Here is a 24,841-nt window from a genome sequence, read left to right on the forward strand (position 1 = left end):
GGCCCGGGTTTCGGCCAATGAGGGATGCCGCCGTGCTTGTACCGTACCGGTCCTACAACCCCTTGGCGCTCAGCATCTCCTTGTAGCGCTGATACAGCAGCTTGACCCGTTCCACATAAGCCCGGGTTTCGGCCAATGAGGGATGCCGCCGTGCTTGTACCGTACCGGTCCTACAACCCCTTGGCGCTCAGCATCTCTTTGTAGCGCTGATGCAGCAGCTTGACTCGTTCCACATAAGCCCGGGTTTCGGCATAGGGCGGTATGCCGCCGTGTTTTTGCACCGCACCGGCGCCTGCATTGTAGGCGGCGGTGGCCAGGGCCACATTGCCGTCATACTGCTTGAGCAGACCCGCCAGGTATTTCACCCCGCCAAAGATGTTCTGCTCCGCCAGCAGGGCGTTGCCGACCCCGAGCTCGCGCGCCGTGGCGGGCATCAGCTGGGTCAGTCCCATGGCGCCCTTGCGGGAGACGGCCAGAGGATTGAAAGCGGACTCGGCATGGATAAGTGCCCGGATGAGGGCAGGCTCGACCTGATAAGCCTTGGCTGCCGCCTGTATGGTGCTGGCGTAGTCATAGAGGAAGAGGCCTGTCGTGCGCCAGTTGACCTTGGACGCCGGATCGCAGGCATAGCAGTCGTTGAACAACAGCAGTTCGTAGTGAACCTGCTCCGGCATCATGTCGGAATAGCGTATGACCCCGTTCTTTTGTACCGACTTGTAGACCTGGATCTGACGGCTTGCAGGCTTGGCGGGTTCAGGGGAGGGGAGCGGCGCCGTGGTGAGTGCCACGGTACGCGGCGTGGGAACCGGGGAGGAGACAGCCGTCTCCGGGGTCAGGATCACCACCTCTGCCGGTGGCGGTATCTGAGCCGGGGCTGTGTGGGAAAACAGCGGCATCATGCCCAGCAACATCCATGCTTTCAACGGCTTGCTCCTTAAGCCTCGTTAGCCACGTTGAGTAAAGCATTCGGGATGGCGCAGAACAAGTTCCCGTGAACAGGGGAGGCTGGAAATGTGATGGCAGAGGGACGTCCCGCCTGTGTGCTCACTCAGGACAAGGGGCGCGGCTCATGGCGTCAAGGGACGCATGATCGCAACCTCGTCTTTTCCATCGAGTTATTGGCTTTTTTGTAAGTTAAAGGCGTGTTATCTTGCTGTTGCTCCACTCTGGTCAGATCTCTTCGTGGAGCCAGAGAGCGAGCAGGAGAGGGCCGGTATGGCCAGAGCGAAATGGGCATGACAAGCAGGCGAGCGATGGAGCTCAGATTCGAAGAGTACTGTGATGCGGATCTTTCCCTCATCAGAGACTATTACGAGACGACGTTTTCCCACTATGTGCCGGATTTGGCAGAACGGATTTTTGTGGTTCGTGATGCGCACTGGCTGGTGGGGGCGGTGCGCCTGCGCGATGAACAGGATTACTACCACTTGTGCGGCTTTCGTCTGCTCCCTCACTACCAGTCCCTGGGGCTGGGGTCCCGCTTGCTGCAGCATGCCTGCCGCGATCTTTCCGACAAGCCCGTGATCTGTCACGCCCTGCCGTTCGAGAAACCCTTCTACCTCAAGGCGGGATTTGACCACCTTCCCCTGCATGAACTCGACGGACCCCTTCACTCCCACTATCACCAGCAGCACGAACAGGGTTACCAGATCGAGCTGCTGGTGCGTCAGGCGAAGGCGCCTGTTTTCAACTGACGTCTTATTGGGGTTTGGTCAGCAGGTGGATCTTGCCTGGTGACAGCTCCAGCCCCAGCAAATTTTCCTTGAGCCAGGCCTGATAGGGGTCCTTGTCATCCAGCTTGTAGACAGGCTGGGTCTCCAGCCGTTTCTCCATGCTTTGCAGCAGCATCCTCAGCATGAAACCAAACTTCTGTTCCGCCGCGGCAGGCTCCAGCTTGTAATCGATGAGCTTCATGTTGTCGAGGAAGAGCGCACTCCTGGCCTTGTCGTAGCGGGGCCTCGCCTCATAGGTCATGTTGAGGCGCGCGTCGTACTCGGTCTGATCCGGGAGCGCGATTTTCAACTTGCCTTTGCCAAACACCCTGGCGGTATCCGGGCTCTGGCGACCAATCTGCACATCGCTCTGCTCGAGTTGCACATGGGCCTTGATGATGCCGGGCAATTCCAGCTGTTTGTCCACTTGCACCTGGGATTGCAGGTACTGATTTATCTGCTGCTCATTGATGTCATATGAGCCTTGACCTAGCATGGCCAGACTCAGCAGCATAGATTGCAGGATCATGCTAACGACCTGATAGAATGGGTGTGCCCCATAGCATACCATCCCGACCCTGTGGGGTCTGCCCGTGCCATCTGTCCAATACACCAAGGAGTCGCCTTGCTCGACGGTCTGGAATACGACATTCAGTTGCTGTTTTCCCGCTTTCTCGGCTGGTTGTTGCTGTTGTTTCACACCGTGATCGTGGCAGGGATCTCCCTGAGGGTGGTGATGAAGCGACGTCCCATCGGGGTATCCCTCGCCTGGTTGGCCCTCATCTATGCCATCCCCTTCGCCGGGGTCGGTTTCTACGTGCTGTTTGGCGAGATACGCCTTGGTCGCAAGCGGGCGGAGCGGGCCCAGGCCATGTACCGTCCTTACGCCATCTGGATCCGCCAGCTCGCGCGCCTCTTCCCCCAGCACTGCTGTGAGGTGGGCAGCAAGGCACGCCCGCTCCACGATCTGATCCAGGGGCGCTTGGCCATGCCCATGCTCTCGGGCAACCGGATGACCCTGCTGCACAAGCCCAAGAGCATCGTAGAGGAGATAGTGCGCGACATCCGGGGCTCCTCCCAATCCTGTTATCTGGAGTTCTACATCTGGCACCCCGGCGGGGATGTGGACGAGGTGTGCGAGGCGTTGATGGAGGTGGCGGCACGCGGCGTGGATTGTCGTGTCTTGCTCGACTCCATCGGCAGCAAGACCTTCTTCCGCTCCTCCTGGCCCAAAACCTTGCGTGCCGCCGGTGTCAAAGTCGTGGAAGTGTTGCCGGTCGGCGCCTGGCGTATCCCGTTTCAGCGCCAGGACTTGCGTATGCACCGCAAGCTGGTGGTGATCGATGACAAGGTTGGTTATACCGGCTCCATGAACATGGTGGATCCCCGTTTCTTCAAGCAGGATGCCGGGGTCGGCCAGTGGGTCGACATCATGATCCGGGTGCAGGGCCCCGTGGTGCCGTTGATGTGGTCCACCTTCGTCTGGGACTGGGAGATGGAGACCGGCGAGCGGCTGCTCGACAGTCTGCAACATGAGCCGGAAGCCTGGCCCCAGACCAACTACCGGGCCCAGCTCATTCCCTCCGGTCCCTTCGTCGGCGGTGACTGCATCCAGCAGAGCCTGCTGCTCGCCATCTACCAGGCTCGTCACCATCTGGTGCTGACCACCCCCTATTTCGTGCCGGACGATCCGCTGGCTGCGGCCCTCTCTTCGGCGGCGGCCCGCGGCGTGCTGGTACAGTTAGTTCTGCCTGCGCGCAACGACTCACTGATGGCCAACCACGCCAGCAACTCCTTCATGGAGGATCTGCTGGCGGCAGGAGTGGAGATATACCGCTATGATGCCGGACTGCTACACACCAAGAGCGTGCTGGTGGACGATGATTTCGCCCTGGTGGGCACGGTCAACCTCGACCGGCGCAGTCTCTGGCTCAATTTCGAGATCACCCTGCTCATCGACAACCCGGTGTTTGTCGCCGAGATGAACCAGCTGGTGCAGGGCTACATGCTGGAGGCGACCCCCATGTCGCTGACCAGGTGGCGTGCCCGCCCCTGGTACAAAAAATTGCTTGAGAACATCTTCTACCTGTTCAGCCCCCTGCTGTGACAGCCAGAGCGTGGAACCCAAGCCGTTGTCTGGCTTGTGTTGATGCCCATCCTCCCCGTAGAGTGCGCCCATGCACCCGCCATTGAACCATTGTGGAGAAACAGAACTGATGAAGAAAAAAGTGGCCTTGGCCGTCGGAGCCGTGTTGGTGGTGGGAGGGCTTGGCGCCTGCTGGTACACGGGCAATACGTTCGACCGGATCCTGGCCGAGCAGATCGCCAGGGCGCAGCAGGAGAGCGGGATCGAGGTCACCTGGAGCCCGGAGACGGAGAATCTGTTCACCCGCGACGGCGTGCTCAAGGTGGTGGTGCCGCCCCAGACGCTGGCGAGTTTTGATCCCCAGCTGGCGGGAAGCGAACCCATCGAGATGCAGTTCGCGTTCAACAGCCGCCTGTTGCCGCTCTATATCAAGAGCCACCTCCAGCTTGATACCGCACAGGGCACGCTGGCGCCCATCCTGACTTCTCTGGGGATGCAGCAGTGGCAACTGGGGGCAGAATCGGCGAGCAGCCTCTGGACCATGAGCAACAGTTCCCGCTTCTGGGTGAGTGACTTCAAGGTCAAGGAGGGGCTCAACGAGTTCACCTTCCTGCCCTTGAACGGCGACTATCGCGGGGATCTCGACGGCAATGGCCATCTCACCGCCCACTGGTTGGGGATGACGGTCCACGATGCCCAGAGCAAGACAGATCTGGCCTTGGCGGATCTCAAGGGCAGTGCCGACATGGCCGAGATCAGCGGGCTCTGGCTCTCTCCCCGCAGCGATGCGACCCTCACGGCCTTCACCCTGACCCAGCCGGGGAACGTCAAGATCACGCTGGAGGGGCTGATCACGGCCACCGAGCTGGCGGGGGACGATCTTCAGACGCTCTCCACTCGCTATCAGATGAAGGTGGCGACCCTCAACATGGAGAGCGAGGAAGACCGGCTCGCGCTGACCCAGGGAAATCTGGATCTCTCCCTCAAGGGGCTGGATCTCGAGGGGTATCAGACGCTGCAAGAGGCCAGCAGCAAACGGGTGGACGAAGCGGCCATCCAGGAAGCGCTGGACAAGATGCTCCAGAGAGGGGCCACGCTGGAACTGGCGGATCTGAGTGCGCGATTGAACGGTGAGCCTGTCAGCCTGCAAGGGGAGGCCAAGCTGGCGTCCACCACCCTGGCACAGTTGATGGGCAGCGAGGAGGGGATGCAGGCACTCTCCGGTCTGCTTCATGCCCACCTTGGGGAGAAGCTGGGCCAGGCCGTTCCCCAGTTGGCCCCCATGCTGGAGCAATTCACTGCCATGGGATATCTGAAGGCGCAGGAGTCACAGCTTCAGGCCGAGCTCAAGCTCGACAAAGGGGCCGTGACCGTCAATGGTCTGCCGCTGCACCCGTGAGTGCCGCGCAATGAAAAAGGCTCCCTCGGGAGCCTTTTTTCTGGGGGCGCGCAGCCGCTTACTTGAACACGACTGTCTTGTTGCCGTAGACGAAGACCCGCTCGTTCAGCACCAGTTCCAGCGCCCGGCTCAGCACGGATTTCTCCACGTCGCGTCCGGCCTTGGCCATGTCATCGGCACTGAAGGTGTGATCGACGTGGATCACGTCCTGCTCGACGATGGGGCCTTCATCCAGATCGTCTGTGACGAAGTGGGCGGTAGCACCAATCAGCTTGACCCCGCGGTCGAAGGCCTGACGATAGGGGCGGGCGCCGATGAAGGCAGGCAGGAAGGAGTGGTGGATATTGATGATCTTGCGCGGATAGGCTTCGACGAAGCTTGGGGTCAGCACACGCATGTATTTGGCCAGGATGACGTAATCCGGCTGGTAGCCATCAATGAGCGTGCGCACTTGCTCCTCATGCTCGGTGCGGCTCAGATCCTCGTGGCTCACGCAGTGGAAGGGGATGTCGAACTTGCCGGTCAGCTCGGCGAGGGTGTCGTAGTTGCCGATGACCGCGACGATGTCCATGTCCAGGGCGCCGGCATAGTTCTTCATCAGGATGTCGCCGAGACAGTGGGTCTCCTTGGTCACCAGGATGACGATGCGCTTCTTGCCCGCCTTGACGAGACGACGCTGGGCGCCGGCAGGCAGGGCATCATCGAGGTCGGCCAGCAGGGTCTCGTCGTTGAAGCGCCCTTCCAGCTCGGTGCGCATGAAGAAGCGGCCGTTTTCGTGATCCACGAACTCGTCGTTCTTGTTGATGTTGAGCTGGTGCTTGTAGCAGATGTTGGTGATCTTGGCGATGAGACCCTTGGCATCGGGGCAATCGGTCAGCAGTATTTTCTTTTCCATCTCTGTCATGATTCCGTTTGTGATGTTGGCACCCGGTCTGCGCGGGCGCGCGCGTTTTTGCTGGCACTATGCCACAAACGAATTCAGAAAGGACAGCGCGCCGTGTATCGGGTGGTGCTCGCGCGAAAATTGCAGTGCAGCCAGCACCCGGTTTGTCTTTGATGGGTTTTTGGCTGGCATCCTGCGTCTTTTTTCTTTAGGCTGTCTGCGCTTATTCTCAGGGCGGGGCGAAATTCCCCACCGGCGGTATCCCGATGTGACTCGGGGAGCCCGCGAGCGCCCGACCCGGCATTCATCCGGGACGGGGTCAGCAGATCCGGTGAGATGCCGGAGCCGACGGTCATAGTCCGGATGAAAGAGGATAAGACAGATATTGCTGGCCAGACCCTGACGGGTTGGCCGCCGCATGGCTACTTCTGTCTGCCTTTCCATGCCCTGATTCTGGTCCTTGTCTTTCTTAGGAGTCTTACCATGAATCAGTCTCTACTCAGTGAATTCGGTGATCCCATTGCTCGCGTCGAAGCCGCGCTGGCCGCCCTGCGTGCCGGTCAGGGTGTGCTGGTGGCCGATGATGAAGATCGCGAGAACGAAGGCGATCTCATCTTTGCCGCAGAAACCATGACCAACGAGCAGATGGCCATGATGATCCGCGAGTGCTCCGGCATCGTCTGCCTCTGTCTGACCGACGAGCGGGTTCGCCAGCTCGAGCTGCCGATGATGGTGGAGGCCAACTCCAGCCACTATCAGACTGCCTTCACCGTGACCATCGAAGCGGCGCAGGGGGTGACTACCGGGGTGTCCGCTGCCGATCGCATCACCACCATCCGCGCGGCCATCGCCGACGGAGCCCGGCCCTCCGATCTGCATCGACCCGGCCATGTCTTCCCGCTGCGCGCCCGTACGGGTGGGGTACTGACCCGCCGTGGTCACACCGAAGCGACCGTCGATCTGATGCAGCTCGCCGGGCTCAAACCTTACGGAGTTTTGTGCGAGTTGACCAAGGAAGATGGCTCCATGGCCAGGTTGCCGGACCTGGTGGCCTTCGGTCGCCAGCACCGGATGCCGGTCCTGACCATCGAAGATCTGGTGCAATATCGTCAATTGCTGTCAGAACGTTCAGCCTGAGCCTCATACGAAATTGTAATAAGCCCAAATTTTGGTTACGCTTTGTGCGAACCTCATCTAGGGACACTCATTTTTGCTTAAAGTTTGTACGGAAAGTGTGCAGCTAAAAAAAAATGAGGGTTTTAACGCATTTATCTGTGATGAGGCCTATCCAAACTATGATTTTTTTGTGCCATAATCACGCCGCTTGCTAAACGTCTGGCGAGTTAAAGGGAGCTTTTAAAAATGAAAAAAATGTTGTTGGTAGGTGTTGTTGGTCTGTCCGCTCTGCTGGGCGGTTGTGCAAACACCAGCGAACTGGAAACTTCCGTTCAGAATCTGTCTAACAAAGTTGACCAACTGGCTCAAGATGTTAGCGCTGTTCGTGCTGATCAGTCCAAGATCGCTGCTGATGTTGCAGAAGCCAAGCAAGAAGCTATGCGTGCTAACCAGCGCATCGACAACATGGCTACTTCCTACAAGAAGTAATCCATGCGAAAAAATGGCGCATTTCAATGCGCCATTTTTTTTGCCTGAAATTCATCAAATTACCGCGTTTCCCCGCTGAAACCCGCCTGACAAGGCAATGCCGACGAATCGGCATCCCCTCTTCTGATTTTCCTGTCGCTCAATAGAGCAGGCTGTAGAGCTTGCGACGATAACTCTGCGCCGCCGGGTGCGCGCCCATGGTTGCCAGCACATCGAGATAGATCTTCTTGGCATCGCCAAAGGCGAGATCACGTTTGAGGATGGTGAACAACAGGGCCAATGCCTCCTCTTGTCGACCAACCTGGCTGTAGAGCACCGCCAGCTCCTGGGCGAGGGCATGGTCATCAGGCTGTTCAGCGTGGCGCAGCTCCAGGGCGCGCAGCTCAGGACTGTCGCTGGCCTGCAGCGCCAGCGAGAGGCGGGAGCTCAGGGTCTGGTAATGATCATCCTGTGCCACCATGGGGATGGTCGAGAGCAGGCTCTGCGCCTCGTCAAGGAGATTGAGATCCAGCGCGGCCTGTATCAGCCAGAGCGTGATGTCGTGACGCTCGGGGGCGAGGCGATGGGCCTGGCCAAGATGGGTGTGCGCCACATCGGCTTGCCCGTTCTCCAGCGCCTGCTTTGCCTGATCGAGCAGCAACTCCTCCTCTTTGGGGGCAAAGGCGGCGAAATACTGGCGCAATGTGGCTTCATCCTGCGGCCCTTCCAGAATGGCCTGTTCATCCGGGCGCCCCTGATGGAACAGCACCAGCGCGGGCAGTGCGCGCAAGGCAAGCTGGCTGGCCAGAGGTTGCAACTGGGGGTCGTTCATGTCGACTTTGGCCAGGGTCACCGCTGCATTGGCCGGGCCGACCAGCGCTTCCACCTGCGGGGTCATGGCCTGGCACTCCGGCATCTGGGGCGCGTGGAAATAGATGACGACCGGCTTTTTCATGGACGCATCGAGCAATTCTGCGTGGAAGTTCTGGGGAGTGATGTCGACGATCATGAGGCTGACTCTCGAAAAATGGTGTGGATCAACATGGGGTCCAGCGGGATGGAATTCAAGCGCGCATCCAGCAGATGGGCATCGACCCGGCGAGTCGGGGCAGCCAGGCTGAGCCATCCGCTGCCCGCGGGCCAGTCGCGGATTTCATAGCGGCGATTGTCGAGGTGATTATTGAGCTGCCATGCCTGCTCCGGAAGGAAGCAGATCTTGTCGAGCCCGGCGGAAATACCATCGCCATGGGCCTTGAGCACAGCTTCCTTGCGAGACCATAGCCGATAGAAGGCCGAATGTTGCTCCTCTCGGGGCTGGGCGTTCAACCATTGGTATTCGCTTGGCGCATAGAAGCGTTTGGCCAGCGGCAGTATGGGGCGGTGACGCAATCCCATCTCGATGTCCACCCCAAGGGGGCCCTCCTCACAGAGGGCGATCACCAGCCACTCTCCGCTGTGGCTGAGGTTGAACTGCCAGCGATGACTGAGCAGTGTCGGTTTGCCATGCGCACCGATGCCAAAAGTCAGGGCATCGGCACGGCAATGGAGTCGCTCGGCCAGCAGGCGGCGCAGCAGCACCCGGCCGAGCAGGTACTCATGCTGGCGACCCGCCTGGTGGATCTCGTGCCAGTGACGGCGTTCATCCGGGGCGAGTTCGGATGCCAACCTGATCACCAGGTCTGCATCAACGCTTGCCGTATTTAACAAATAGAGATCCGCAGATAGCATAATATTTCACTTAAAAATGGGGGTGAAATAGCGATAACAGTCCGTTTGATGAGCTCAAAACCGATGCTTTCAAGATTGTATATTGTTTGGGCATGATCACATAAATTGCGCTAAACAGAGCATTTCCTTGCAAAAATGTGAGGTCGATTGGGATTTTCGCTTGCCTCGATAGAATTCTTGGATATAGTCGGGTGCTGTTGCCTTATAAATTGCCCTTTCGGGCTGCATTTTAACAAGTTTCACTCTTTTTGCGGGGATAAAGGATTGCGCCACCTGATGCTACTGCTGGTCGCGCTCGGAATGGTGGGTTGTGCATCGGCACCCCAACCCGAGGTCGCGAGCAAGATCGAGGTTTCCATGATGGAACCCGTGATTGAACCCGAAGTTTCACCAACCCCTGACGTCAACGAAATCCTGACCGTATACAAAGAGTGGCGCGGCGTTCCTTACCGGATGGGAGGCAGCAGCCAGCGAGGCATCGATTGCTCCGCCTTCGCCCGTGAAGTGTTCCGCAATGCCGTCGGCATCGAATTACCCCGTGATACCCGCTCCCAGGTCCATGAAGGTACTCGGGTTTCCAAACAGGATCTGGTCGAAGGAGACCTGGTCTTCTTCAAGATCAACCGCCGCCTCAATCACGTGGGCATCTATGTCGGCAATGGCGAATTCATCCATGCCTCCACCCGCGCCGGGGTGACACGCTCCAAGCTCGACAGCAGTTACTGGCGCAGCAAATTCTGGCAGGCACGCCGGATAGACATCTGAGTCAGGCTGGACAAACGGCTCGCAGTACGGACTGTTTTTCCAACCTCACTTGAACCGGGCCCTCAGGGCCCGGTTTTTTTATGACCCTCGTTTAGACTTTCCCTGGTCGACTCTCTATAGTGTGGCCCCCTTGATCCTCGGCAGGTCCAGCATGACACCCCAGCAGAAAACCGGATTGCACCCGCGCAATCGCCATCAGGCACCCTACGACTTCGACGCGCTCTGCCTGCGTACCCCGGCGTTGACGCCTTTCGTGTTCACCAACGAGCACGGCACCCGAACCCTGGACTTTGCCGATCCGGCCGCCGTCAAGACGCTCAACCGGGCATTGCTGGCACTGCACTATGGCATTGCGCATTGGGATCTGCCCCCCGGCTATCTCTGCCCGCCCATTCCGGGCCGGGTAGACTACCTGCATCGAGCCGCGGATCTGCTGGCCGAGAGCGCGGGATGCGTACCGACGGGCAAGCAGGTTCGAGTGCTGGATGTCGGTGCCGGGGCCAACTGCATCTATCCCTTGCTGGGCGCCCGGGAGTATGGCTGGCGCTTCGTGGGCTCAGACATCGATCCTGTGTCGGTGAAGGCGGCGACCCTGCTGGCCACCAGCAATGGATTGGGCAACCAGATCACATGCCGTCATCAGGGTAACCCCAAGCATGTCTTTCGCGGGATCCTGGGGCCGAAGGAGCACTTTGCCCTGACTCTGTGCAACCCGCCGTTTCATGCTTCTCTGGCGGAAGCGAGCAAGGGGACGGAGCGAAAGCTGCGCAACCTGGGCAAGGGCCAGGCAGTGGCCGGGGCGCCCGTGCTCAATTTCGGCGGCCAGAAGGCCGAGCTCTGGTGCGAGGGGGGCGAGGCGGCGTTTCTGGCGGCCATGATAGAGCAGAGCAAGGAGTTTGCCAGCCAATGCCTCTGGTTCAGCTCGCTGGTGTCGAAAAAGGAAAATCTGCCGGCCGCCCGCAAGGCGCTGGTCAGGGTCGGTGCACGGGAAGTGCGGGTGCTCGAGATGGCGCAAGGCAACAAGGTGAGCCGGATCCTCGCCTGGAGTTTCCTGGACGATGGGCAGCGCAAGACCTGGTGGACAGCCCAGGGGAGATGATCGAGGACGGGGCTCAGTGGCGACACGGGCCCCGTCTCTTTTTCAGATCAGATGTTGATTCGTTTGCAGCCTTCCATTCAATCGTTTTCCTGCCCGTGTTTGCTCGCATGTTAGTAACCACTCTCGCGCCTGGTACAGGTGTACGCCGAGATTTTTTTGTACTTGCTGATGAAACTTTCATAAAATAGGACTGGTTAGACCTCTTTACAGGCTTTGAATCGAATAGGGATCGGTAAATGAAAGTTGTCGATTTTCTGAAGCACAAGCGCGAAATTCTGGCGCAACACCCCTTTGAGCTCAAGGATTGGCTCTCTCCGGCGATCCGCGACTACTGGCGTGAGTTTCAGCAAAAGGCACACCTTCACCCCTTGCTGGGAAGAGTGCTGGATCTGCAGGGGGAGTCCCAGGATGCCCGCCAGCAAGAGGCTGCCAGAGTCACCCAGGTCGCGAATGGCCAGCCTGCCCTGGCGCAGGATCCCGTGGTAGAGCTCGAAGGCGAAGCGGCGGCACTCTATGCCGAGTTGCAGACCCGCATCGGTGAAGAGACCCATGTAGGTGAGTGGTTGCAGGTCACCCAGGCGTTGATCAACCAGTTCGCGACCGTGACCGGCGATCATCAGTGGATCCACACCGATCCCGAGCGTGCGGCAGCCGAGTCTCCCTTCAAGACCACCATTGCCCACGGCTTCCTGACTCTGGCCCTGCTGCCCCAGTTGACCGGTTCGGTGGACGAGAGCACGCCGGAGTTCCCGACCGCTCGCATGGTGGTGAATTTCGGCCTGGAGCAGGTCCGCTTCCCTTACCCCATCAAGGTGGACAGCAATATCCGCGCCCGTACCAAGCTGTCGCGTGTCACGCCCATCAAGGGGGGCATCGAGCTCCTCAAGGAAATCAAGATAGAGATCGAGGGGATCCGCCGCCCTGGCTGCGTCATCGAGTCGGTCACCCGGATCTATTTCTGACGCGCTCGTCTTGCGTCCATGAACACAGGCCCACTTCGGTGGGCCTGTGTCGTTTCTGGCGGGTCAGAAACTCGCTCCCAGGGTGATGAGGTGACGCCACTCCTTCTCGCTCACATCCCTGTGCAGGCCGTGGTAGTCGAGCCAGGCATCGTCCCAATCCAGTTCGCTTGACCAGGAGAGGCGCAGGTGATCGTTGAAATAGTACCTGAGGCCCAGGCTGCCGCTGACGGACTGCTTTCTGGTCAGGTAGGGGGAGGGTTGATCGACGAATTTTTCATAACTGCCCTTGCCAAACAGCTCGAATTTTTCTTCCCAGAGGGTCCAGGGCTGCCGGTAGTCCCACCCCAGGCTGACGAAGGGGTAATTGATGATCCTGTCGTCAAACAGGTCGGAATTGCTCCACACCTCCGGCCTGAAATAGGCCCGCTCCAGACCGAGCTGTGTAATGAGCTCCAGCCGGCGTTGCCTGTCATTCCAGAAGCGGTAGCCGGGGCCGGAAGCATAGTCAATCTCCAGATAGCCGGCATCGATCATGTTGTAATCGATGTCGACGGAAGAGCGAAGGAACCAGTGATCGTCGAAGAAAAAGTCGAGCTTGGGTTTGAGCTTGTATTCGTGGCTGTCGGTGATGTTGTTCGCCGTTTCGTAGATGTACTCGCCATCCAGGCTGTAACGCCAGTCCAGATTGGCAAACTCGGTGGAGACCTTGAGATTGACGTTGTTGGTCTTCTTGGTGTTCTCCTTCAGCTTGATGTTGAGATCCCCGTTCCCTGTCAGCAGCCAGGCATTGGCCTCGTCAGGAGAGTCCAGCAGGGGGATCCCCGTCTTGGTGAGCGGCTTGGGTTTTTCCTGCTTGTCCAGACGCCATCGTTTGATGGCGCGGCGCGGGACCGTCATGGCCTGACTGTAGGCGGGCTTGATGCGGATCTGCTCGTCCGTGATCTCCTCTATGGTCCCGCTCAGACGATCGCCGTTGCGCATCCAGAGGATGTCCGCCATCGCCGCGGAGCCAGGCAGCAGAAACAACAGGCAAACCACATGACTGATTCTGTTCATGGTGGTCAGGCCTTCAGCCGCTCACGGGTTTGGGCAGCCCGCTCTTGCGCTCGAGCAGGGCGGTCACCTGGGCACTGTCGATGTCGGGGGCAGCGATGAACTGCTCGGCTTCGGGGGAGAGCACCAGCGGCGCCCCTTGTGCCATCTCCGCTTCGGTGCGGGAGAGGGGGGAGTGTACCTCCAGCCAGCGACGACCGTCGGGTTCCACCGCCATCTTGACCGGCTGGTTGATGACCCGGACCGGGGTGCCGACGGGAACAAGGCCAAACAGGGTTTCGATGTCATCCGGGCGCAGCCGGATACAACCCGCGCTGACTCGCAGACCGACCCCGAAATCCTTGTTGGTGCCGTGGATGAGGTAGTCCTTGTTGCCATAGCCAAGACGCATGGCGAACTTGCCGAGGGGATTGTCGGGGCCGGGGGGGACCACGGCGGGCAGATCGATCCCCTTCTGCTCCAGCCAGGACTTGCGGACCATGGGGCCGGGCACCCAGGTCGGGTTGGGATTTTTCGCAATGACGGTGGTGGTCATCTCCGGCGTCTCGCGGCCGATGTCACCGATCCCGATGGGCAGCACCATCACCTCCTGCTTGCCCTTGGGGAAGTAGTAGAGGCGAAGTTCAGGCAGGTTGATGACGATGCCTTCTCGCGGCACGTCGGGCAGCAGCATCTGGGTCGGCAGAGTGAGCCGGGTGCCCGGGGTGGGCAGATAGGGATCTACGCCGGGATTGGCTTCGAGCAGTGCCAGAAAGCCTGTCCGGGTATGCTTGCCGACCAGTTCCAGATGATCGCCAGGCTGTACGATGTAATCTTCCAAGGCGCCGATGAGACGGCTGTCCGCTGGTGGCAGGGGATAGGTGTTGGACCAGACAGGTGCGGCCCAGAGGCTGGCGGCAGCCAGCAGCAGTGAGACGATACGAGTGTTGAGCATGGTTGTTCCTATCGGCTGGGGTGAGGGACGGGTTCCCTTCCAAAAAATGAGCAGAGATTGTCAACGAATCCCGCGGGGATTACCAGTCCGGCACCATGACTGCCGGGAGGGCGGTGGCGAGCGCGTCACAGGGTGTCACTGGCCCTTCAGGCTCGCCGTATTCACCCGCCGGGAACCGGGTACAGGGTGGAGACAGTGAGCGAGGAGGCGTTGCCGGGTGAAAGTCACTGGCGTTGGGAGGGGCGGGATCGCCGGATGGCGGTTTTATCGCCAGTCGTCTGATCTGCAACGAGATTTACATTGATTTCCCGGCTAGGGTTGGGTCAATATGAGTGCCCGTGGAGAGATGCCGGAGTGGCCGAACGGGATTGACTCGAAATCAATTGTGGCAGCAATGCCACCCAGGGTTCGAATCCCTGTCTCTCCGCCATTTATTCCCCTCAAGCCCGCGTCCGTCGCGGGTTTGTCATTTCTATCTCATCTCTGTCCATCCCCGGCTCAGCCATCTCCCAATGTCTTTCCCGATTTGGGGCCTGTGGTCATGGGGTTGCGAAGTCTCACCTCATTCTCTCGAATGTCTATGTCACCTGATTAGCCACTTGCCGGCCCAGACAGGTCTCCCGGGTTCATCACCAACATGGTGATGGGGAATGGGCCCGCACCTGCAGGGTCATCTGGCCGCCCCCGCGAGCTCAGCCATCGCGATCCCCCTGAGAGGTGCAGAAAGCGTGCGGGTAGATGTGTCCAGAGCAGGCCATTGGTGCTTGGTTTTCTATCCCGCAGCCATCATCAGAGCAACGTGGCTGCGGGTTGGAGACTCATGCCTTGCGGCTGGCGAGCTGGCGAAGGCGCTGGGTGCTCTGGTGCAGACTCTGGTGCTGCACCTCGTTCAGGGCGCAGTGCTTGAGCACGTACTCGGCGCTGGCCACCACCGTCTTCCAGCGCGGTGCCTTGGGCAGGGTGTCGAGGTTCAAGTACTTGTCGAGGGTGCGGGTCTGGGGACTGGAGCGATCCATGTAGACCCGCCACAGCTTGCTCTTCTCCGCCAGCACTGTCTTGCCCTTGCCGGTGCTCTGCTGCCAGGTCTCCAGGGTGAGACGCATGGTGTCCACCAGGGCGCGGCGCAGAGGTTCGTCATCCTGCTGGCGAATGAGATCGTCCGCCAGCGACCTGAACTCCCCTCCCAGCCGGCTCAGTTCCCCCAGCAACTGGCCATCCTCAATGATGGCGCGGCGAGAGAGGCTCTTGAGGGCGTTCTCCAGTGCAGCCATGCGATTGTCGTCCTGGCGCGGTTCTGTGCCAAGGGTCAGCGCATAGGCGTGCTGCCCCCCCAGGTTGATGGGCAGGGCGCGGGCGTTGAGGGTGTCTCGCTGGCCCGCCACCAGGAAGTCCAGCTCCCGCTCCGGCTGCGCGGTCATGTCGGGCCAGTGGCTTGCCAGCGGGGTGGCCAGCCACTCGTCCAGCATCTGCCCCTCCATGGCTTCCGGCTCCTGACCCAGCAGGCGCGCCAGGGCCCGGGAGGCAAACAGCACCCCCTCCTTGCTCATCGAGGAAGACCATGGGGTCGGCCCCCTCGCCAAGCAGGGCGAGGAGCCGCTCCTGATCCTGGTGCAGTTGCTCCTGGAGCAGCAGACGGTGCTCTATCTCCTGTTTGAGCAGGCGGTTCTCCACCAGGGAGGCGCGCCCGGCGCTGGCCTCCAGCAGGGCCCTCACCCGGGCGAACAGCTCCTCCTTGCAGAAGGGTTTCACCAGATAGTCGTTGGCCCCGGCGTTGAAACCCTCTTCAATCTCCTTGGGCTGGTTGAGGGCGGTGAGCAGCAGCACCGGCAGCTTCTCCTTGGGGTGCTGCTGGCGCAGACGGCGGCAGACGTCGAAGCCCGAGAGGGTGGGCATCATCACGTCAAGCAGGATGAGATCCACCGGCTCCTGAGCCAGCTTGGTCAGGGCGTCGTGGCCGTCGCTGCTGGGCAGGATGCGATAACCGCAGGGCTGCAGCAGGTGGCGCAGTATGTGCAAATTGATGGGCTCGTCATCCACCACCAGGATGACGGGGGCATCTTGCGGCGGGGGCGGCAGATCCTCGCTCTCCCAGTCCGGCAGGATGACGGGCTGCTGGCGCACCAGCTGGTGCTCTATCTGGCGGCTGTCGAGGGTCAGACTGCCCGCCTTGCCGCTGGCCAGCGGCAGGGTGAAGGCGAAGGTGGAGCCGACGCTCGGCTCGCTCTCCACGAACAGCTCCCCCCCCATCAGGTGTACCAGCTGGCGGGTGATGGAGAGACCGAGGCCTGCTCCCTGCTTGCTCACTTCCGGGCTCATCTGCACCAGGGGCTCGAAGATGTGCTCCAGATGGTCCCTGGCGATGCCGATGCCGGTGTCGGTCACCTTGATGCGCAGGAAGTTGCCCTCCACCAGGGCGCTCAGCACCACCTTGCCCTGGGGGGTGTACTTGATGGCGTTGCCCACCAGGTTGTAGAGCACCTGCTCGAGGCGCTGCTCGTCCGCCAGCACAGGGGGCAGCTCGGCGGGGCTCTTGTCCACCAGGGTGAGGGGCTTGGCCTGCACCAGGTGCTGGCAGAGATCCAGCACCAGCCGGATGACCCCCTTGGAGGAGACCGGCTGGGGGTGGATCTCCAGCTGGCCGTAGCGCATCTGGTGGTAGTCGAGCAAGTCGTCCACGAGGCGGGCCAGACCGTCGGCGCTCTTGATGATGAGGCCGAGTTGTTTCTGCTGCCCTTCGGTCAGGTCCTGCTGGCTGGCGAGCATGGACTCGGCCATCCCCTTGATGCCGTGGATGGGGGTGCGCAGCTCGTGGGAGGTGTTGGCCAGGAGCTCGTCTTTGAGCTTGTCCGCCTGTTGCAGGCTGAGGTTCTGCTTGTGGGTCAGCTTGACCTGCTGTTGCAGCTCCTGGGTCTGGCGTTCGATGAGCTCGATCTTGTCCTTCACCGAACGCTGCATGTGGCGAAACGCCTGGGCCAGCCGGTCGATGTCATCGTCGGTGCGGGGGATGGTGATGGGGTGATCCAGGGCGCCGTCCGCCACCTGTTCGGCGGCGGCGGTGAGGGATCGCAGGGGCGCCGTGATGGAGTGGGAGAGCCAGCGGGAGAAGAGGATCAGCAGCAGCAGTGAGCCAGCTCCCAGCAGGATCACCAGGGTCTCGAGCTGGCGGATGGGGGCATAGGCCTCGCTGGTGGAGATCTCGGCGATGAAGGCCCACTCGGTATCGAACATCTTCACCTGGGTATAGGCGGCCAGCACCTCGTCATCGTGGTAGGAGAGGAAGGGGCCGACCCCCTGCTCCCCGGAGAGGGCCTTGATGATGAGGGGGGTCTGCAGCGGCCGGAAGTCGGGGCTGAAGCTGTTCTCCACGCTGAATTCGGGGGCGAGCCAGGCGTTGGCGCGCATCCGCTTGTCCGGGCCGATGAGAATGGTCTCGCCGGTTGCGCCGAGCCCCTCCCGCTCCGCCATGATCTGGTTGAGCTTGTCTGGCAGCAGTTCGAAGATGACCACGCCGCGCACATAGTCGTACTGCATCACGGGAGCGGCGAGGTAGGCGACCACCTGGCCGGTCAGCTCGTTGCGGCCAAAATCGGTGAACTCGAAGATCTGCTGGGGCTTCTGGCCGCCATCGAGGCGGCGCTTGATCTTGGCGAAGGTGTTGCCAAGACCGCTGGACTGGTAGGGGCCCGAGAGCAGGTTGGTGGCGAAGTTGGCCTGCTTGGTGACCGAGTAGACCACGTCACCGTTGAGGTCGACCAGGAAGATGTCGCTGTAGTTGGATTTGCGCACCATGTCGGCGTAGCCGCGATGGAAGCGCTGGTGGACGCGGCCATACATCTCGTCCGCCAGGATGAGGGCGCTGATGGAGGGCTCTATCTCCACCTGACTGTCAGGTTGTTGCAGCTTGTCCCAGGAGCCCGGCACATAGCGGGCCTGGGCGCGGGCGCGGGCCTCCTGCGGCGTGGTGCCGAGCTTCTCGAAGGCACCGGTGAAACCGTAGAAGCGACCGATACTGTTGCCGGCAAAGTCCTGCTGGGAGAAGTTGATGATCTGCTCCTTGAGGTTGCCGAAGTAGTCTTGTAGCTGGTTTTTCTTGATGTTGCGCACCGAGACCAGATGGTTGGAGGTCTGGGTGGTGAGATCCTTGCCGTGGCTATAGAGGAAAAACAGGGTGACGACCAGGAAGGGCACCAGGCCCAACATGAAAAAAGCCAGCATCAGCTGCGGTCTGAGCCCCCGAGGCCTGAAGTTCCATTTCATCGCATGATTTTCAATTGAGAATCCAGTTACTAAGCGCGATGAGTTTCTGACTAAAGGCTAACTATTTCAATGGCTTTATCTTAAATTCGCTCGTCGGGTCACAGGGAGCGGGGGGATTTTCGACCAAGGCGTCTAAAGGGTGAGCAAACAGCACGGGAAAGGGCTCAAAGTGAGAAAAAAGGGTTGTGCCCGGGCTCGGGGTACGTATAATGCGCCTCGTTGTCAGGCAACTGGCACGCAAGCAGTAATGCGGGAATAGCTCAGTTGGTAGAGCACGACCTTGCCAAGGTCGGGGTCGCGAGTTCGAGTCTCGTTTCCCGCTCCAATACTCCATGGCACCAACCATGGACATCACTCTCAAGGCAATGCCTTGTCAGCATGGCGCGTTAGCAAAGCGGTTATGCAGCGGATTGCAAATCCGTTTAGTCCGGTTCGACTCCGGAACGTGCCTCCATCTTCTCCCTGTTATCCACATCACTGACGTTGTCCATCCGCCATGGCGGCCCAGGATGATGCTTCATTGCATGTCAGTCAGCCGTGAACAACCCTCCCGTTGCCACGTCTTGTGCAGATGCTGATCCATCTCGGCCAATGCCTCGCCCCTGGATCCGGACCTCTCTTCGCCCTCCTGTTCTGCCAGCGCGGCCATCTCCTTTATCAGCAAACCGCATTGCCACAGGCTGGCGGTGGGGACCCCGTGATAGGGGATGTCGATGGCATCGTCACGATTGAGCCGCCACTCCTGCCACTGGCTCCAGGCGAGCACGCCCAATGCCCCCAGCAGCGCTGCATCTGCAAGTTTCATCCTGTGTTCCCCCGTTCTGGTCCAGTCCTCGTTAACTCTGGAACAGGGGCCGCGTTTTGCCACCTTTGTTGTTTTTTAGTTAAAGAATGTAACCCGGTTTCATTTTTAGGCTTTTAGCCCCGTTTTTAATAAAAAAATGGCGCTGTCGGTGTAGTAATCCTACAATTATTGGCGTAATCTTTGTTCAGTGGTCTTACCAGTGAGGCGTTACATCATGTTTCATCCCTTCTCCCTGACTCAGATAATCCTTCGCCGCATCTTCGTCTTGGTGGCGGGTTTGCTCGCCTTCCCGGTGATGCTGTTTCGCCGGGATCGCGCCCGTTTCTACAGTTACCTGCACCGCATCTGGAGCAAGACCAGCACCAAGCCGGTCTGGCTCAAGATGAGCGAGCGAGGGGAGCGGATCTTCTACTGATCCTCCCCGTGACGCCCGCTTCACCCGGCGCCAGACTGGCGTGGCAGGCAGGCAGGGCGCACCTCCCGATATAAAAAACCGACACCCTGGTGTCGGTTTTTTTATGGGTCTCGAACCGCCACCGGCCTTGTATCCATGGCCGGTCCACGTTGTCTCTTGTCCCTGTGGGCGATCCTTTATGCGGCAAACGCCGGCGCACTCTCAGCCGCATTCTCAGCCGCGCCCGTGCGACATGACGGGAGGAAGGGCTGGCGGTACTCAGGGCGCAGGCCCAAGGGTGGCCAGCGCCGCGCGCAGACGGGCGAGGCCGATGGGCTTGAACAGGCAGTCGTTCATGCCGGCGGCGAGGCAAAGCTCCCGCTCGCGAGGCTGGGCATGGGCGGTGAAGCCCCAGACGGGCAGGCCATGGCCAAGGGCACGCAGGCTGCGGGTCAGCTCGAAGCCGTCCATCACCGGCATCTGGCAGTCGGTGATGACCAGATCGAAGGGGTGGCTGGCGAGGGCGCGCAGGGTCTCCAGGCCATTGCTGCGCACACTGACGTCGTGTCCCAGGTGCTTGAGCTGCTGGCGCAGCAGGATCTGGTTGGCGTGATTGTCATCGACCACCAGGATATGCAGCCGATGGGGGAGGGGTTGAGCCTGGTGGGGCTGGGGCGCCGGCATTGCCGTGATCGGGGCGGGGGGTTGCTGAGCGAGCGTGAGGGGCAGCCTTATCTCGAGCCGGGTACCTTCGCCGACCTGGCTGTGAACGGCTATCTCCCCCCCATCATCTGGCACAGGATGCGGGCGATGTTGAGGCCCAGCCCGCTGCCGGGGAACTGGCCCTGGCCGTGGGCGCGATAGAAGGGGGTGAAGAGCCGGGGCAGCTTGTCCGCAGGAATGCCGGCTCCAGTGTCGGTGATGGTGAGGTGCAGCACAGGAGGCTGCTCGCCCCCGGTCAGGGTGGCGGTGATGGCGACCCGGCCCTGCTCGGTGAACTTGATGGCGTTGCCGATGAGATTGAAGAGGATCTGGCGCAGGCGAAGGGGATCGATCAGCACCCTTGGCATGGGGGTGTCGGGCAGCCTGACCTCATAGAGCAGCCCCTTCTGCTCGGCCATGCCCGCAAAGACCCGGGTGACGGACGAGAGCAGGGGAGCGAGATCGCAGGGGGTGGGAGTCAGGGTCATCTGGCCCGCCTCTATGGAGGCGATATCCAGGCTGTCCCCCAGCAGATCCAGCAGACCGTTGGCGGAGTCGGCGGCGATGCGCAGCAGCTCGCCGCTGTGACGGCTGAGAGCGGGATCCTCGGTGGCCAGCTCCAGCATGCCGAGGATGGCGTTCATGGGGGTGCGGATCTCGTGGCTCATGGTGGCGAGGAAGTCGCTCTTGGCTCGGCTGGCGCTGTCGGCCTGCTGTTTGGCCTCGCGCAGCGCCTCTTCCAGCCGCTTGCGGTCCGTGATGTCTATCCAGCCGTCGATCACCCCGCTGATGGCCCCCTCCCCGTCGAAATAGGGCACCATCCAGTGATAGATGTCGCTCTGGGTCCCCCTGTGATGGAAGAGGCGATCCGCAAAGATGGGCTGCCCCTCCTGCAATACCCTGGCAAAGTCCTGCTCCAGCACGGCGATGCTGCCTGCATCGAGCACCCCTGACAGCCCCTGGGCGAAGGGCTGACCCAGGATGGCCTTTGGCTCGGCGCCGAGCTGGGTCAGGTATTTGCTGTTGCACAGCAGCACCTTGCCGCTCTTGTCCCGCACGACGATGGGGTGGGGCAGGCTCTCCCCCAGTGCCCGGATGAACCTGACATAGGCCTCCAGTTGCTGGCGGGAAGCCTGCTCGGCGCTGGCCATCCGCTTGAACATGCGGTTGCGATAGAGCAGCACCAGCGCCAGGGTGAGGAGCCCCACGAACACCAGGTAGACGATGTGGGCGTGGCGATCCATGAAGCCGGGAACCGGCAGTTTGCGGTTGCGCCACTCGTAACTCATCATGGCGAGCTCGTTGGGGGGGATGGCGAGGATGGTCTTGTCGAGGATCCCCATCAGCATCCCCTGTCCGGGCAGGCTGGCAAACCCCATCCGGATCGGCTCGTCATCGGCGGGGCCGGCGATGCGCAGCGGGCTCTGGGGATCATTGTCCAGCGCATGGCGGGCAAAATAGAGGGGCACGATGGCGGCATCCACCCGTCCCTGGGCGAGCACCTCCATCGCTTCTGCGGCACTCTCCACCTGGGTGATGCGGCTGCCCTCCAGTCTCTGTGCGAGGGGCACATGGTGCGTCATCGCCACCGTCTTGCCCGCCAGACTCCGGAGGGTGTCGATCCCTTGTTCCTCCTGGCGGGTGAGGATCACATAGATGTTGTCGGTGGCGTAGGGCACCGAGGTGTGCAGCCCGTAGTGTTCGGCCACCTGCTGGGAGATGGCGCCGATGAGGTCGATGGCGCCTGACTGCATGGCTTTTGCCAGCTGACGCTCGGAGTCTGCCCGCACGAACTCGAAGGTGAGGCCGGTGCGTGTGCGGATCTTGTCCAGCATGTCCACCGTCATGCCGACCAGCTGGCCGTCATGATCCAGGGCGCCATAGGGGTAGAGGTTGTCCATCAGCCACACCCTGATGGGGGGCGCTTGCCGCATCCAGGCCCGCTCGGCGGCATCATAGAGATCGGCGCTTCGCTCGCTCATGTCGCGGATGGGCCCGTTCCACTGGGTGAAGAGGGTGTTGCGCGCCCGGTCGTCGATGGCCGCCAGCCCCCGGTTGACCAGGCTGAGCAGGGCGGGCTCGGTGGCCGGGACGGCAAAGCGGAACTCGGCAGGCGCCAGCTCGGGCGGGGCCTCGCCCCGCTGGCGAAGGTTGTCGAAGCGCTCGCTGTTGAGGTAGTGGGTGGCGTGGGCATCCCCCAGCAGGATGTCGTCGCGGCCGAAGAAGACCGCATCGAACGCCTCCATGTTGGAGGGATAGGTCACCAGGGTGAGGGTGGGGTAGTAGCGGCCAAAGCGCGCCCTGTCTATCTGATCCCGGACGGCGGCCACCCGCTGTCCCGGTGTGAGCAGTGCCCCCCGATAACGTCTGGGCACGGAGAAGACGAGGGGGCTGCTGAAATAGGGGTTGCTCAGGCGGATCGCCCGGGTGTCACTGTCCGCCAGGGTGAGATTGCCGAGGCTGGCGAGGTGTATCTCCCCCCGTGCCAGGGCCCGGAGCAGGTGCGCCTTGTCGGGGAAGGCGCTCAGGGCAACGGGTTTGTCCAGCATCCGGGCCAGCAGGTCGATGTAGTCGGCACTGAGCCCCTCGACGCGCTGGCGAGCGATCATGGTGAAGGGGCGGTAGTCCTCTTGCAGGATGCCGACCCGCAGTTGGGACTGCTGGCGCAGCCATCCGAGCTCCACCTCCGACCAGCGGGGAGGCAGCGGGGCGGGATCGTAGCGGCTGTGCAGGGTCAGGGCCTGCACAGGTTGAAGGCAGAGCAGACAGAGCAGGATCAGTGTTCGATATAGGTTCATCTAGCCACCCGACGCGACAGCCATCCCTGCCAAGCCTCATCCAATGGCGGCCATTCTACCGGAAAATGGCTATAACGAGTCCGCTATTTCTCCACGCGCGTCGGCGAGAGCACGTCAAGCAGGGCGGCCTGGCCGCCCCGCCCTCAACCGAACTGGTAGGCCCCCATGTAGAGGCTGCCGTAATCCCAGCTGTCGTGCAGCTTTCGGGGTCTGTCGGCCCCCGCCGCGCCGAGCGCCACAAACAGGGGGCGCAGGTGATCGTCATGGGGATGGGATTCCACCGCGCCCGGCGCCCGGGCCCGGTAATCTTCCAGCGCCCCCCTGTCTCCCTCTGCCATGGTCTGCTCCAGCCAGCGGGCAAACTGGCTCGCCCACTGGGGAACTGGCGAGCCGTCCGGCCCGAGGGCACGCAGGTTGTGGGTGATGGCGCCGGAGGCGAGGATGCCGATCCCTTGCTCGCGCAGCCCCTGCAATGCCTCCCCCAGTTGCCACAGCTGGGCCGGGGTGAAGCTGGCCGGGATGGCGATCTGCACCAGGGGGAGTTCACTGTCCGTATCCATCAGGGAGAGGGGGGACCAGACCCCGTGATCCAGCTCGCGGCGCACCGGGGTGGCGGGCAGGCCGGCCAGCAGCAGCTGATCGCTCACCGCTTCCTGCAACCATTGCGGGCTCGTCGCGGGCCAGCGGATCTGGTAGAGGGGCTCGGGGAAGCCGTAGAAGTCGTACATCAGGGCCGGGCTGGGCTCGACGTTGATCTGCAGCTCGCTTCGGCTGAACCAGTGGGCCGAGATCACCACCAGCCCTCTGGCACCCTCGAGGCGCAGTTGCTTCAGGAACCGGGTCGCGGGCTGATCGCGCAGGACCAGATCCGGGGCGCCGTGGGAGATGAACCAGACAGGGGCGATAGACATGACAGACTCCATATGCGTTGTGCCGATGCGCGCGGCGCACCGACAACCCGAGGCCAGGGCGACATGCCGCTGACGATGTGGTCATTATCTGCCCCTATTGATGGGTTAACAATCAGGCTTTAAGGATAAGCACTCTTCACTTTTGGTTGATAGTCTGGCATCAGGGCGAGGGAGACCGGGGCAGAAACGACAACGCCGGCGCAGTGCGCCGGCGTTGTGATCAGGGTCCGTCGGACGTGGCCTCTGAGGGGATGCCCCGCAGCGCCACCGCCAAGATCAACGCGGGCCCAGGGCGGGTTTATTGAATGCCCAGCAGCTCCACGTCGAAGATGAGGACTGAGCCCGGCGGGATCTTGCCGGCGGCTCTGTCGCCATAGGCCAGGTTGGCGGGGATGTAGAAGCGGGTCTTCTCCCCTTCCACCATCAGTTGCACCTCTTCGGTCCAACCCTTGATCACCTGGTTGAGGCCGAACTCGATGGGTTCGCCACGGGCGACGGAGCTGTCGAACACGGTGCCGTCCAGCAGCTTGCCCTCGTAGTGCACCTTCACCTTGCTGGTGGCGGTGGGGTGAACGGTACCGGTGCCCGGTGTCAGCACTTCGTACTGCAGGCCGGAGGCGGTGGTGGTCACCAGGGGTTTTTCCTGGTTGCTGGCGAGGAACTCGGCCCCCTTGCGCACGTTCTCTTCCGTCAGCTTCCGGTTGTTGCTGCTGGAGTAGAAGTAGTAGGCGGCGCCGGCGATAAGAAGGGCTATCAGAATGAATTTCAT

The 24,841-nt window shown here is 61.2% G+C and carries 21 protein-coding genes, 3 tRNA genes, 2 pseudogenes and 1 riboswitch; of the genes and pseudogenes, 12 read left to right on the forward strand and 14 right to left on the reverse strand.

Going from position 1 to position 24,841, the window contains the following annotated elements:
• Positions 1–52: 52 nt before the first annotated feature.
• Positions 53–156, reverse strand: a pseudogene (locus tag PG879_RS11060) (lytic transglycosylase domain-containing protein); the annotation flags it as partial.
• 14 nt (positions 157–170) lie between these two features.
• Positions 171–911 (reverse strand): lytic transglycosylase domain-containing protein, encoded by a 741-nt coding sequence (locus PG879_RS11065; RefSeq protein ID WP_270830213.1) that lies wholly within the window; start codon positions 909–911, stop codon positions 171–173.
• 342 nt (positions 912–1,253) lie between these two features.
• Between PG879_RS11065 and PG879_RS11070 the strand changes: the two genes are divergently transcribed.
• Positions 1,254–1,694 carry a GNAT family N-acetyltransferase gene (locus PG879_RS11070; RefSeq protein WP_223919618.1) on the forward strand — a complete coding sequence of 147 codons (441 nt, stop codon included), beginning with the start codon at positions 1,254–1,256 and terminating at the stop codon, positions 1,692–1,694.
• Between the two features lie 4 nt (positions 1,695–1,698).
• Here PG879_RS11070 and PG879_RS11075 read toward each other — a convergent pair whose 3' ends face one another.
• Positions 1,699–2,241, reverse strand: a complete 543-nt coding sequence (locus PG879_RS11075) for a DUF1439 domain-containing protein (protein ID WP_270830184.1) — start codon at positions 2,239–2,241, stop codon at positions 1,699–1,701.
• Positions 2,242–2,337: 96 nt separating this feature from the next.
• On the opposite strand from PG879_RS11075, the gene cls reads away from it, so the two are divergent.
• Complete coding sequence (cls, locus tag PG879_RS11080) at positions 2,338–3,819, forward strand: cardiolipin synthase (protein ID WP_010673520.1); 1,482 nt, start codon at positions 2,338–2,340, stop codon at positions 3,817–3,819.
• Positions 3,820–3,928: 109 nt separating this feature from the next.
• A complete protein-coding gene (locus PG879_RS11085) occupies positions 3,929–5,197 on the forward strand; it encodes a DUF945 family protein (protein WP_270830185.1) in 1,269 nt (422 codons plus the stop codon).
• 58 nt (positions 5,198–5,255) lie between these two features.
• Here the strand turns inward: PG879_RS11085 and purU are convergent, their stop codons facing one another.
• Positions 5,256–6,092: a formyltetrahydrofolate deformylase gene (gene purU, locus PG879_RS11090; protein WP_029313992.1), complete on the reverse strand. Its 837-nt coding sequence runs from the start codon at positions 6,090–6,092 to the stop codon at positions 5,256–5,258.
• Between the two features lie 209 nt (positions 6,093–6,301).
• Positions 6,302–6,459: riboswitch (FMN riboswitch) on the forward strand.
• 104 nt (positions 6,460–6,563) lie between these two features.
• On the opposite strand from purU, the gene ribB reads away from it, so the two are divergent.
• Together ribB and PG879_RS11100 are read left to right on the forward strand one after the other, a co-directional pair.
• On the forward strand, positions 6,564–7,217 hold the full coding sequence (ribB, locus tag PG879_RS11095; RefSeq protein ID WP_010673523.1) for a 3,4-dihydroxy-2-butanone-4-phosphate synthase: 654 nt from the start codon (positions 6,564–6,566) through the stop codon (positions 7,215–7,217).
• Positions 7,218–7,442: 225 nt separating this feature from the next.
• On the forward strand, positions 7,443–7,685 hold the full coding sequence (locus PG879_RS11100; protein ID WP_010634682.1) for an Lpp/OprI family alanine-zipper lipoprotein: 243 nt from the start codon (positions 7,443–7,445) through the stop codon (positions 7,683–7,685).
• A 139-nt stretch (positions 7,686–7,824) separates the two neighbouring features.
• Here PG879_RS11100 and PG879_RS11105 read toward each other — a convergent pair whose 3' ends face one another.
• Together PG879_RS11105 and PG879_RS11110 are read right to left on the reverse strand one after the other, a co-directional pair.
• Positions 7,825–8,673 (reverse strand): tetratricopeptide repeat protein, encoded by an 849-nt coding sequence (locus PG879_RS11105; RefSeq protein WP_041214740.1) that lies wholly within the window; start codon positions 8,671–8,673, stop codon positions 7,825–7,827.
• Entirely contained in the window at positions 8,670–9,392 is a 723-nt protein-coding gene (locus tag PG879_RS11110) for a 4'-phosphopantetheinyl transferase family protein (protein WP_270830186.1), read from the reverse strand. The genes PG879_RS11105 and PG879_RS11110 overlap by 4 nt, the downstream gene beginning before the upstream one ends.
• A 276-nt stretch (positions 9,393–9,668) precedes the next feature.
• On the opposite strand from PG879_RS11110, the gene PG879_RS11115 reads away from it, so the two are divergent.
• The 3 genes from PG879_RS11115 to PG879_RS11125 all read left to right on the forward strand — a co-directional run bounded on the left by PG879_RS11115 (position 9,669) and on the right by PG879_RS11125 (position 12,218).
• Positions 9,669–10,157: a C40 family peptidase gene (locus PG879_RS11115; RefSeq protein ID WP_039039319.1), complete on the forward strand. Its 489-nt coding sequence runs from the start codon at positions 9,669–9,671 to the stop codon at positions 10,155–10,157.
• Between the two features lie 151 nt (positions 10,158–10,308).
• The gene (rlmF, locus tag PG879_RS11120; RefSeq protein WP_270830188.1) at positions 10,309–11,256 is read left to right on the forward strand and encodes a 23S rRNA (adenine(1618)-N(6))-methyltransferase RlmF; all 948 of its coding nucleotides are present in this window, start codon (positions 10,309–10,311) and stop codon (positions 11,254–11,256) included.
• A gap of 236 nt (positions 11,257–11,492) precedes the next feature.
• Complete coding sequence (locus tag PG879_RS11125; RefSeq protein WP_010673529.1) at positions 11,493–12,218, forward strand: MaoC family dehydratase; 726 nt, start codon at positions 11,493–11,495, stop codon at positions 12,216–12,218.
• 63 nt (positions 12,219–12,281) lie between these two features.
• Here PG879_RS11125 and PG879_RS11130 read toward each other — a convergent pair whose 3' ends face one another.
• Together PG879_RS11130 and PG879_RS11135 are read right to left on the reverse strand one after the other, a co-directional pair.
• On the reverse strand, positions 12,282–13,274 hold the full coding sequence (locus PG879_RS11130) for a DUF481 domain-containing protein (RefSeq protein ID WP_405695969.1): 993 nt from the start codon (positions 13,272–13,274) through the stop codon (positions 12,282–12,284).
• Positions 13,275–13,287: 13 nt separating this feature from the next.
• The gene (locus tag PG879_RS11135; RefSeq protein ID WP_125117417.1) at positions 13,288–14,205 is read right to left on the reverse strand and encodes a L,D-transpeptidase family protein; all 918 of its coding nucleotides are present in this window, start codon (positions 14,203–14,205) and stop codon (positions 13,288–13,290) included.
• 340 nt (positions 14,206–14,545) lie between these two features.
• On the opposite strand from PG879_RS11135, the gene PG879_RS11140 reads away from it, so the two are divergent.
• Positions 14,546–14,635 (forward strand) — tRNA-Ser (locus tag PG879_RS11140).
• A gap of 388 nt (positions 14,636–15,023) precedes the next feature.
• On the opposite strand, the pseudogene PG879_RS11145 reads toward PG879_RS11140, so the two are convergent.
• A pseudogene (locus PG879_RS11145) lies at positions 15,024–18,462 on the reverse strand (ATP-binding protein).
• Between the two features lie 249 nt (positions 18,463–18,711).
• On the opposite strand from PG879_RS11145, the gene PG879_RS11150 reads away from it, so the two are divergent.
• Both PG879_RS11150 and PG879_RS11155 read left to right on the forward strand, forming a co-directional pair.
• Positions 18,712–18,787: transfer RNA gene (locus tag PG879_RS11150), tRNA-Gly, on the forward strand.
• A gap of 55 nt (positions 18,788–18,842) precedes the next feature.
• Positions 18,843–18,916: transfer RNA gene (locus tag PG879_RS11155), tRNA-Cys, on the forward strand.
• A 63-nt stretch (positions 18,917–18,979) separates the two neighbouring features.
• Here the strand turns inward: PG879_RS11155 and PG879_RS11160 are convergent.
• The gene (locus PG879_RS11160; RefSeq protein ID WP_223925359.1) at positions 18,980–19,267 is read right to left on the reverse strand and encodes a hypothetical protein; all 288 of its coding nucleotides are present in this window, start codon (positions 19,265–19,267) and stop codon (positions 18,980–18,982) included.
• A gap of 214 nt (positions 19,268–19,481) precedes the next feature.
• Between PG879_RS11160 and PG879_RS11165 the strand changes: the two genes are divergently transcribed.
• Positions 19,482–19,682, forward strand: a complete 201-nt coding sequence (locus PG879_RS11165) for a YbfA family protein (protein WP_045523888.1) — start codon at positions 19,482–19,484, stop codon at positions 19,680–19,682.
• A gap of 258 nt (positions 19,683–19,940) precedes the next feature.
• On the opposite strand, the gene PG879_RS11170 is transcribed toward PG879_RS11165, so the two are convergent.
• The 4 genes from PG879_RS11170 to PG879_RS11185 all read right to left on the reverse strand — a co-directional run bounded on the left by PG879_RS11170 (position 19,941) and on the right by PG879_RS11185 (position 24,841).
• Positions 19,941–20,345, reverse strand: coding sequence for a response regulator (locus tag PG879_RS11170; protein WP_270830189.1), 405 nt, complete (start codon positions 20,343–20,345; stop codon positions 19,941–19,943).
• Between the two features lie 89 nt (positions 20,346–20,434).
• The gene (locus PG879_RS11175) at positions 20,435–23,161 is read right to left on the reverse strand and encodes an ATP-binding protein (RefSeq protein WP_270830190.1); all 2,727 of its coding nucleotides are present in this window, start codon (positions 23,159–23,161) and stop codon (positions 20,435–20,437) included.
• A gap of 143 nt (positions 23,162–23,304) precedes the next feature.
• Entirely contained in the window at positions 23,305–24,072 is a 768-nt protein-coding gene (locus tag PG879_RS11180; protein ID WP_128345733.1) for a DODA-type extradiol aromatic ring-opening family dioxygenase, read from the reverse strand.
• 298 nt (positions 24,073–24,370) lie between these two features.
• Positions 24,371–24,841: an FKBP-type peptidyl-prolyl cis-trans isomerase gene (locus tag PG879_RS11185; RefSeq protein WP_270830192.1), complete on the reverse strand. Its 471-nt coding sequence runs from the start codon at positions 24,839–24,841 to the stop codon at positions 24,371–24,373.

The sequence above is a fragment of the Aeromonas sp. QDB63 genome, from assembly GCF_027707425.1.
Classification (GTDB): Bacteria; Pseudomonadota; Gammaproteobacteria; order Enterobacterales; family Aeromonadaceae; genus Aeromonas; species Aeromonas caviae.

Excerpts from the sequence above, each read along its gene's own strand:
- PG879_RS11065 (WP_270830213.1), bottom strand. The coding sequence starts at position 911 with ATGTTGCTGGGCATGATGCCGCTGTTTTCCCACACAGCCCCGGCTCAG.
- PG879_RS11070 (WP_223919618.1), top strand. The coding sequence starts at position 1,254 with ATGGAGCTCAGATTCGAAGAGTACTGTGATGCGGATCTTTCCCTCATC.
- PG879_RS11075 (WP_270830184.1), bottom strand. The coding sequence starts at position 2,241 with ATGATCCTGCAATCTATGCTGCTGAGTCTGGCCATGCTAGGTCAAGGC.
- PG879_RS11085 (WP_270830185.1), top strand. The coding sequence starts at position 3,929 with ATGAAGAAAAAAGTGGCCTTGGCCGTCGGAGCCGTGTTGGTGGTGGGA.
- purU (WP_029313992.1), bottom strand. The coding sequence starts at position 6,092 with ATGGAAAAGAAAATACTGCTGACCGATTGCCCCGATGCCAAGGGTCTC.
- ribB (WP_010673523.1), top strand. The coding sequence starts at position 6,564 with ATGAATCAGTCTCTACTCAGTGAATTCGGTGATCCCATTGCTCGCGTC.
- PG879_RS11100 (WP_010634682.1), top strand. The coding sequence starts at position 7,443 with ATGAAAAAAATGTTGTTGGTAGGTGTTGTTGGTCTGTCCGCTCTGCTG.
- PG879_RS11105 (WP_041214740.1), bottom strand. The coding sequence starts at position 8,673 with ATGATCGTCGACATCACTCCCCAGAACTTCCACGCAGAATTGCTCGAT.
- PG879_RS11110 (WP_270830186.1), bottom strand. The coding sequence starts at position 9,392 with ATGCTATCTGCGGATCTCTATTTGTTAAATACGGCAAGCGTTGATGCA.
- PG879_RS11115 (WP_039039319.1), top strand. The coding sequence starts at position 9,669 with ATGCTACTGCTGGTCGCGCTCGGAATGGTGGGTTGTGCATCGGCACCC.
- rlmF (WP_270830188.1), top strand. The coding sequence starts at position 10,309 with ATGACACCCCAGCAGAAAACCGGATTGCACCCGCGCAATCGCCATCAG.
- PG879_RS11125 (WP_010673529.1), top strand. The coding sequence starts at position 11,493 with ATGAAAGTTGTCGATTTTCTGAAGCACAAGCGCGAAATTCTGGCGCAA.
- PG879_RS11130 (WP_405695969.1), bottom strand. The coding sequence starts at position 13,274 with ATGAACAGAATCAGTCATGTGGTTTGCCTGTTGTTTCTGCTGCCTGGC.
- PG879_RS11135 (WP_125117417.1), bottom strand. The coding sequence starts at position 14,205 with ATGCTCAACACTCGTATCGTCTCACTGCTGCTGGCTGCCGCCAGCCTC.
- PG879_RS11160 (WP_223925359.1), bottom strand. The coding sequence starts at position 19,267 with ATGAAACTTGCAGATGCAGCGCTGCTGGGGGCATTGGGCGTGCTCGCC.
- PG879_RS11165 (WP_045523888.1), top strand. The coding sequence starts at position 19,482 with ATGTTTCATCCCTTCTCCCTGACTCAGATAATCCTTCGCCGCATCTTC.
- PG879_RS11170 (WP_270830189.1), bottom strand. The coding sequence starts at position 20,345 with ATGCCGGCGCCCCAGCCCCACCAGGCTCAACCCCTCCCCCATCGGCTG.
- PG879_RS11175 (WP_270830190.1), bottom strand. The coding sequence starts at position 23,161 with ATGAACCTATATCGAACACTGATCCTGCTCTGTCTGCTCTGCCTTCAA.
- PG879_RS11180 (WP_128345733.1), bottom strand. The coding sequence starts at position 24,072 with ATGTCTATCGCCCCTGTCTGGTTCATCTCCCACGGCGCCCCGGATCTG.
- PG879_RS11185 (WP_270830192.1), bottom strand. The coding sequence starts at position 24,841 with ATGAAATTCATTCTGATAGCCCTTCTTATCGCCGGCGCCGCCTACTAC.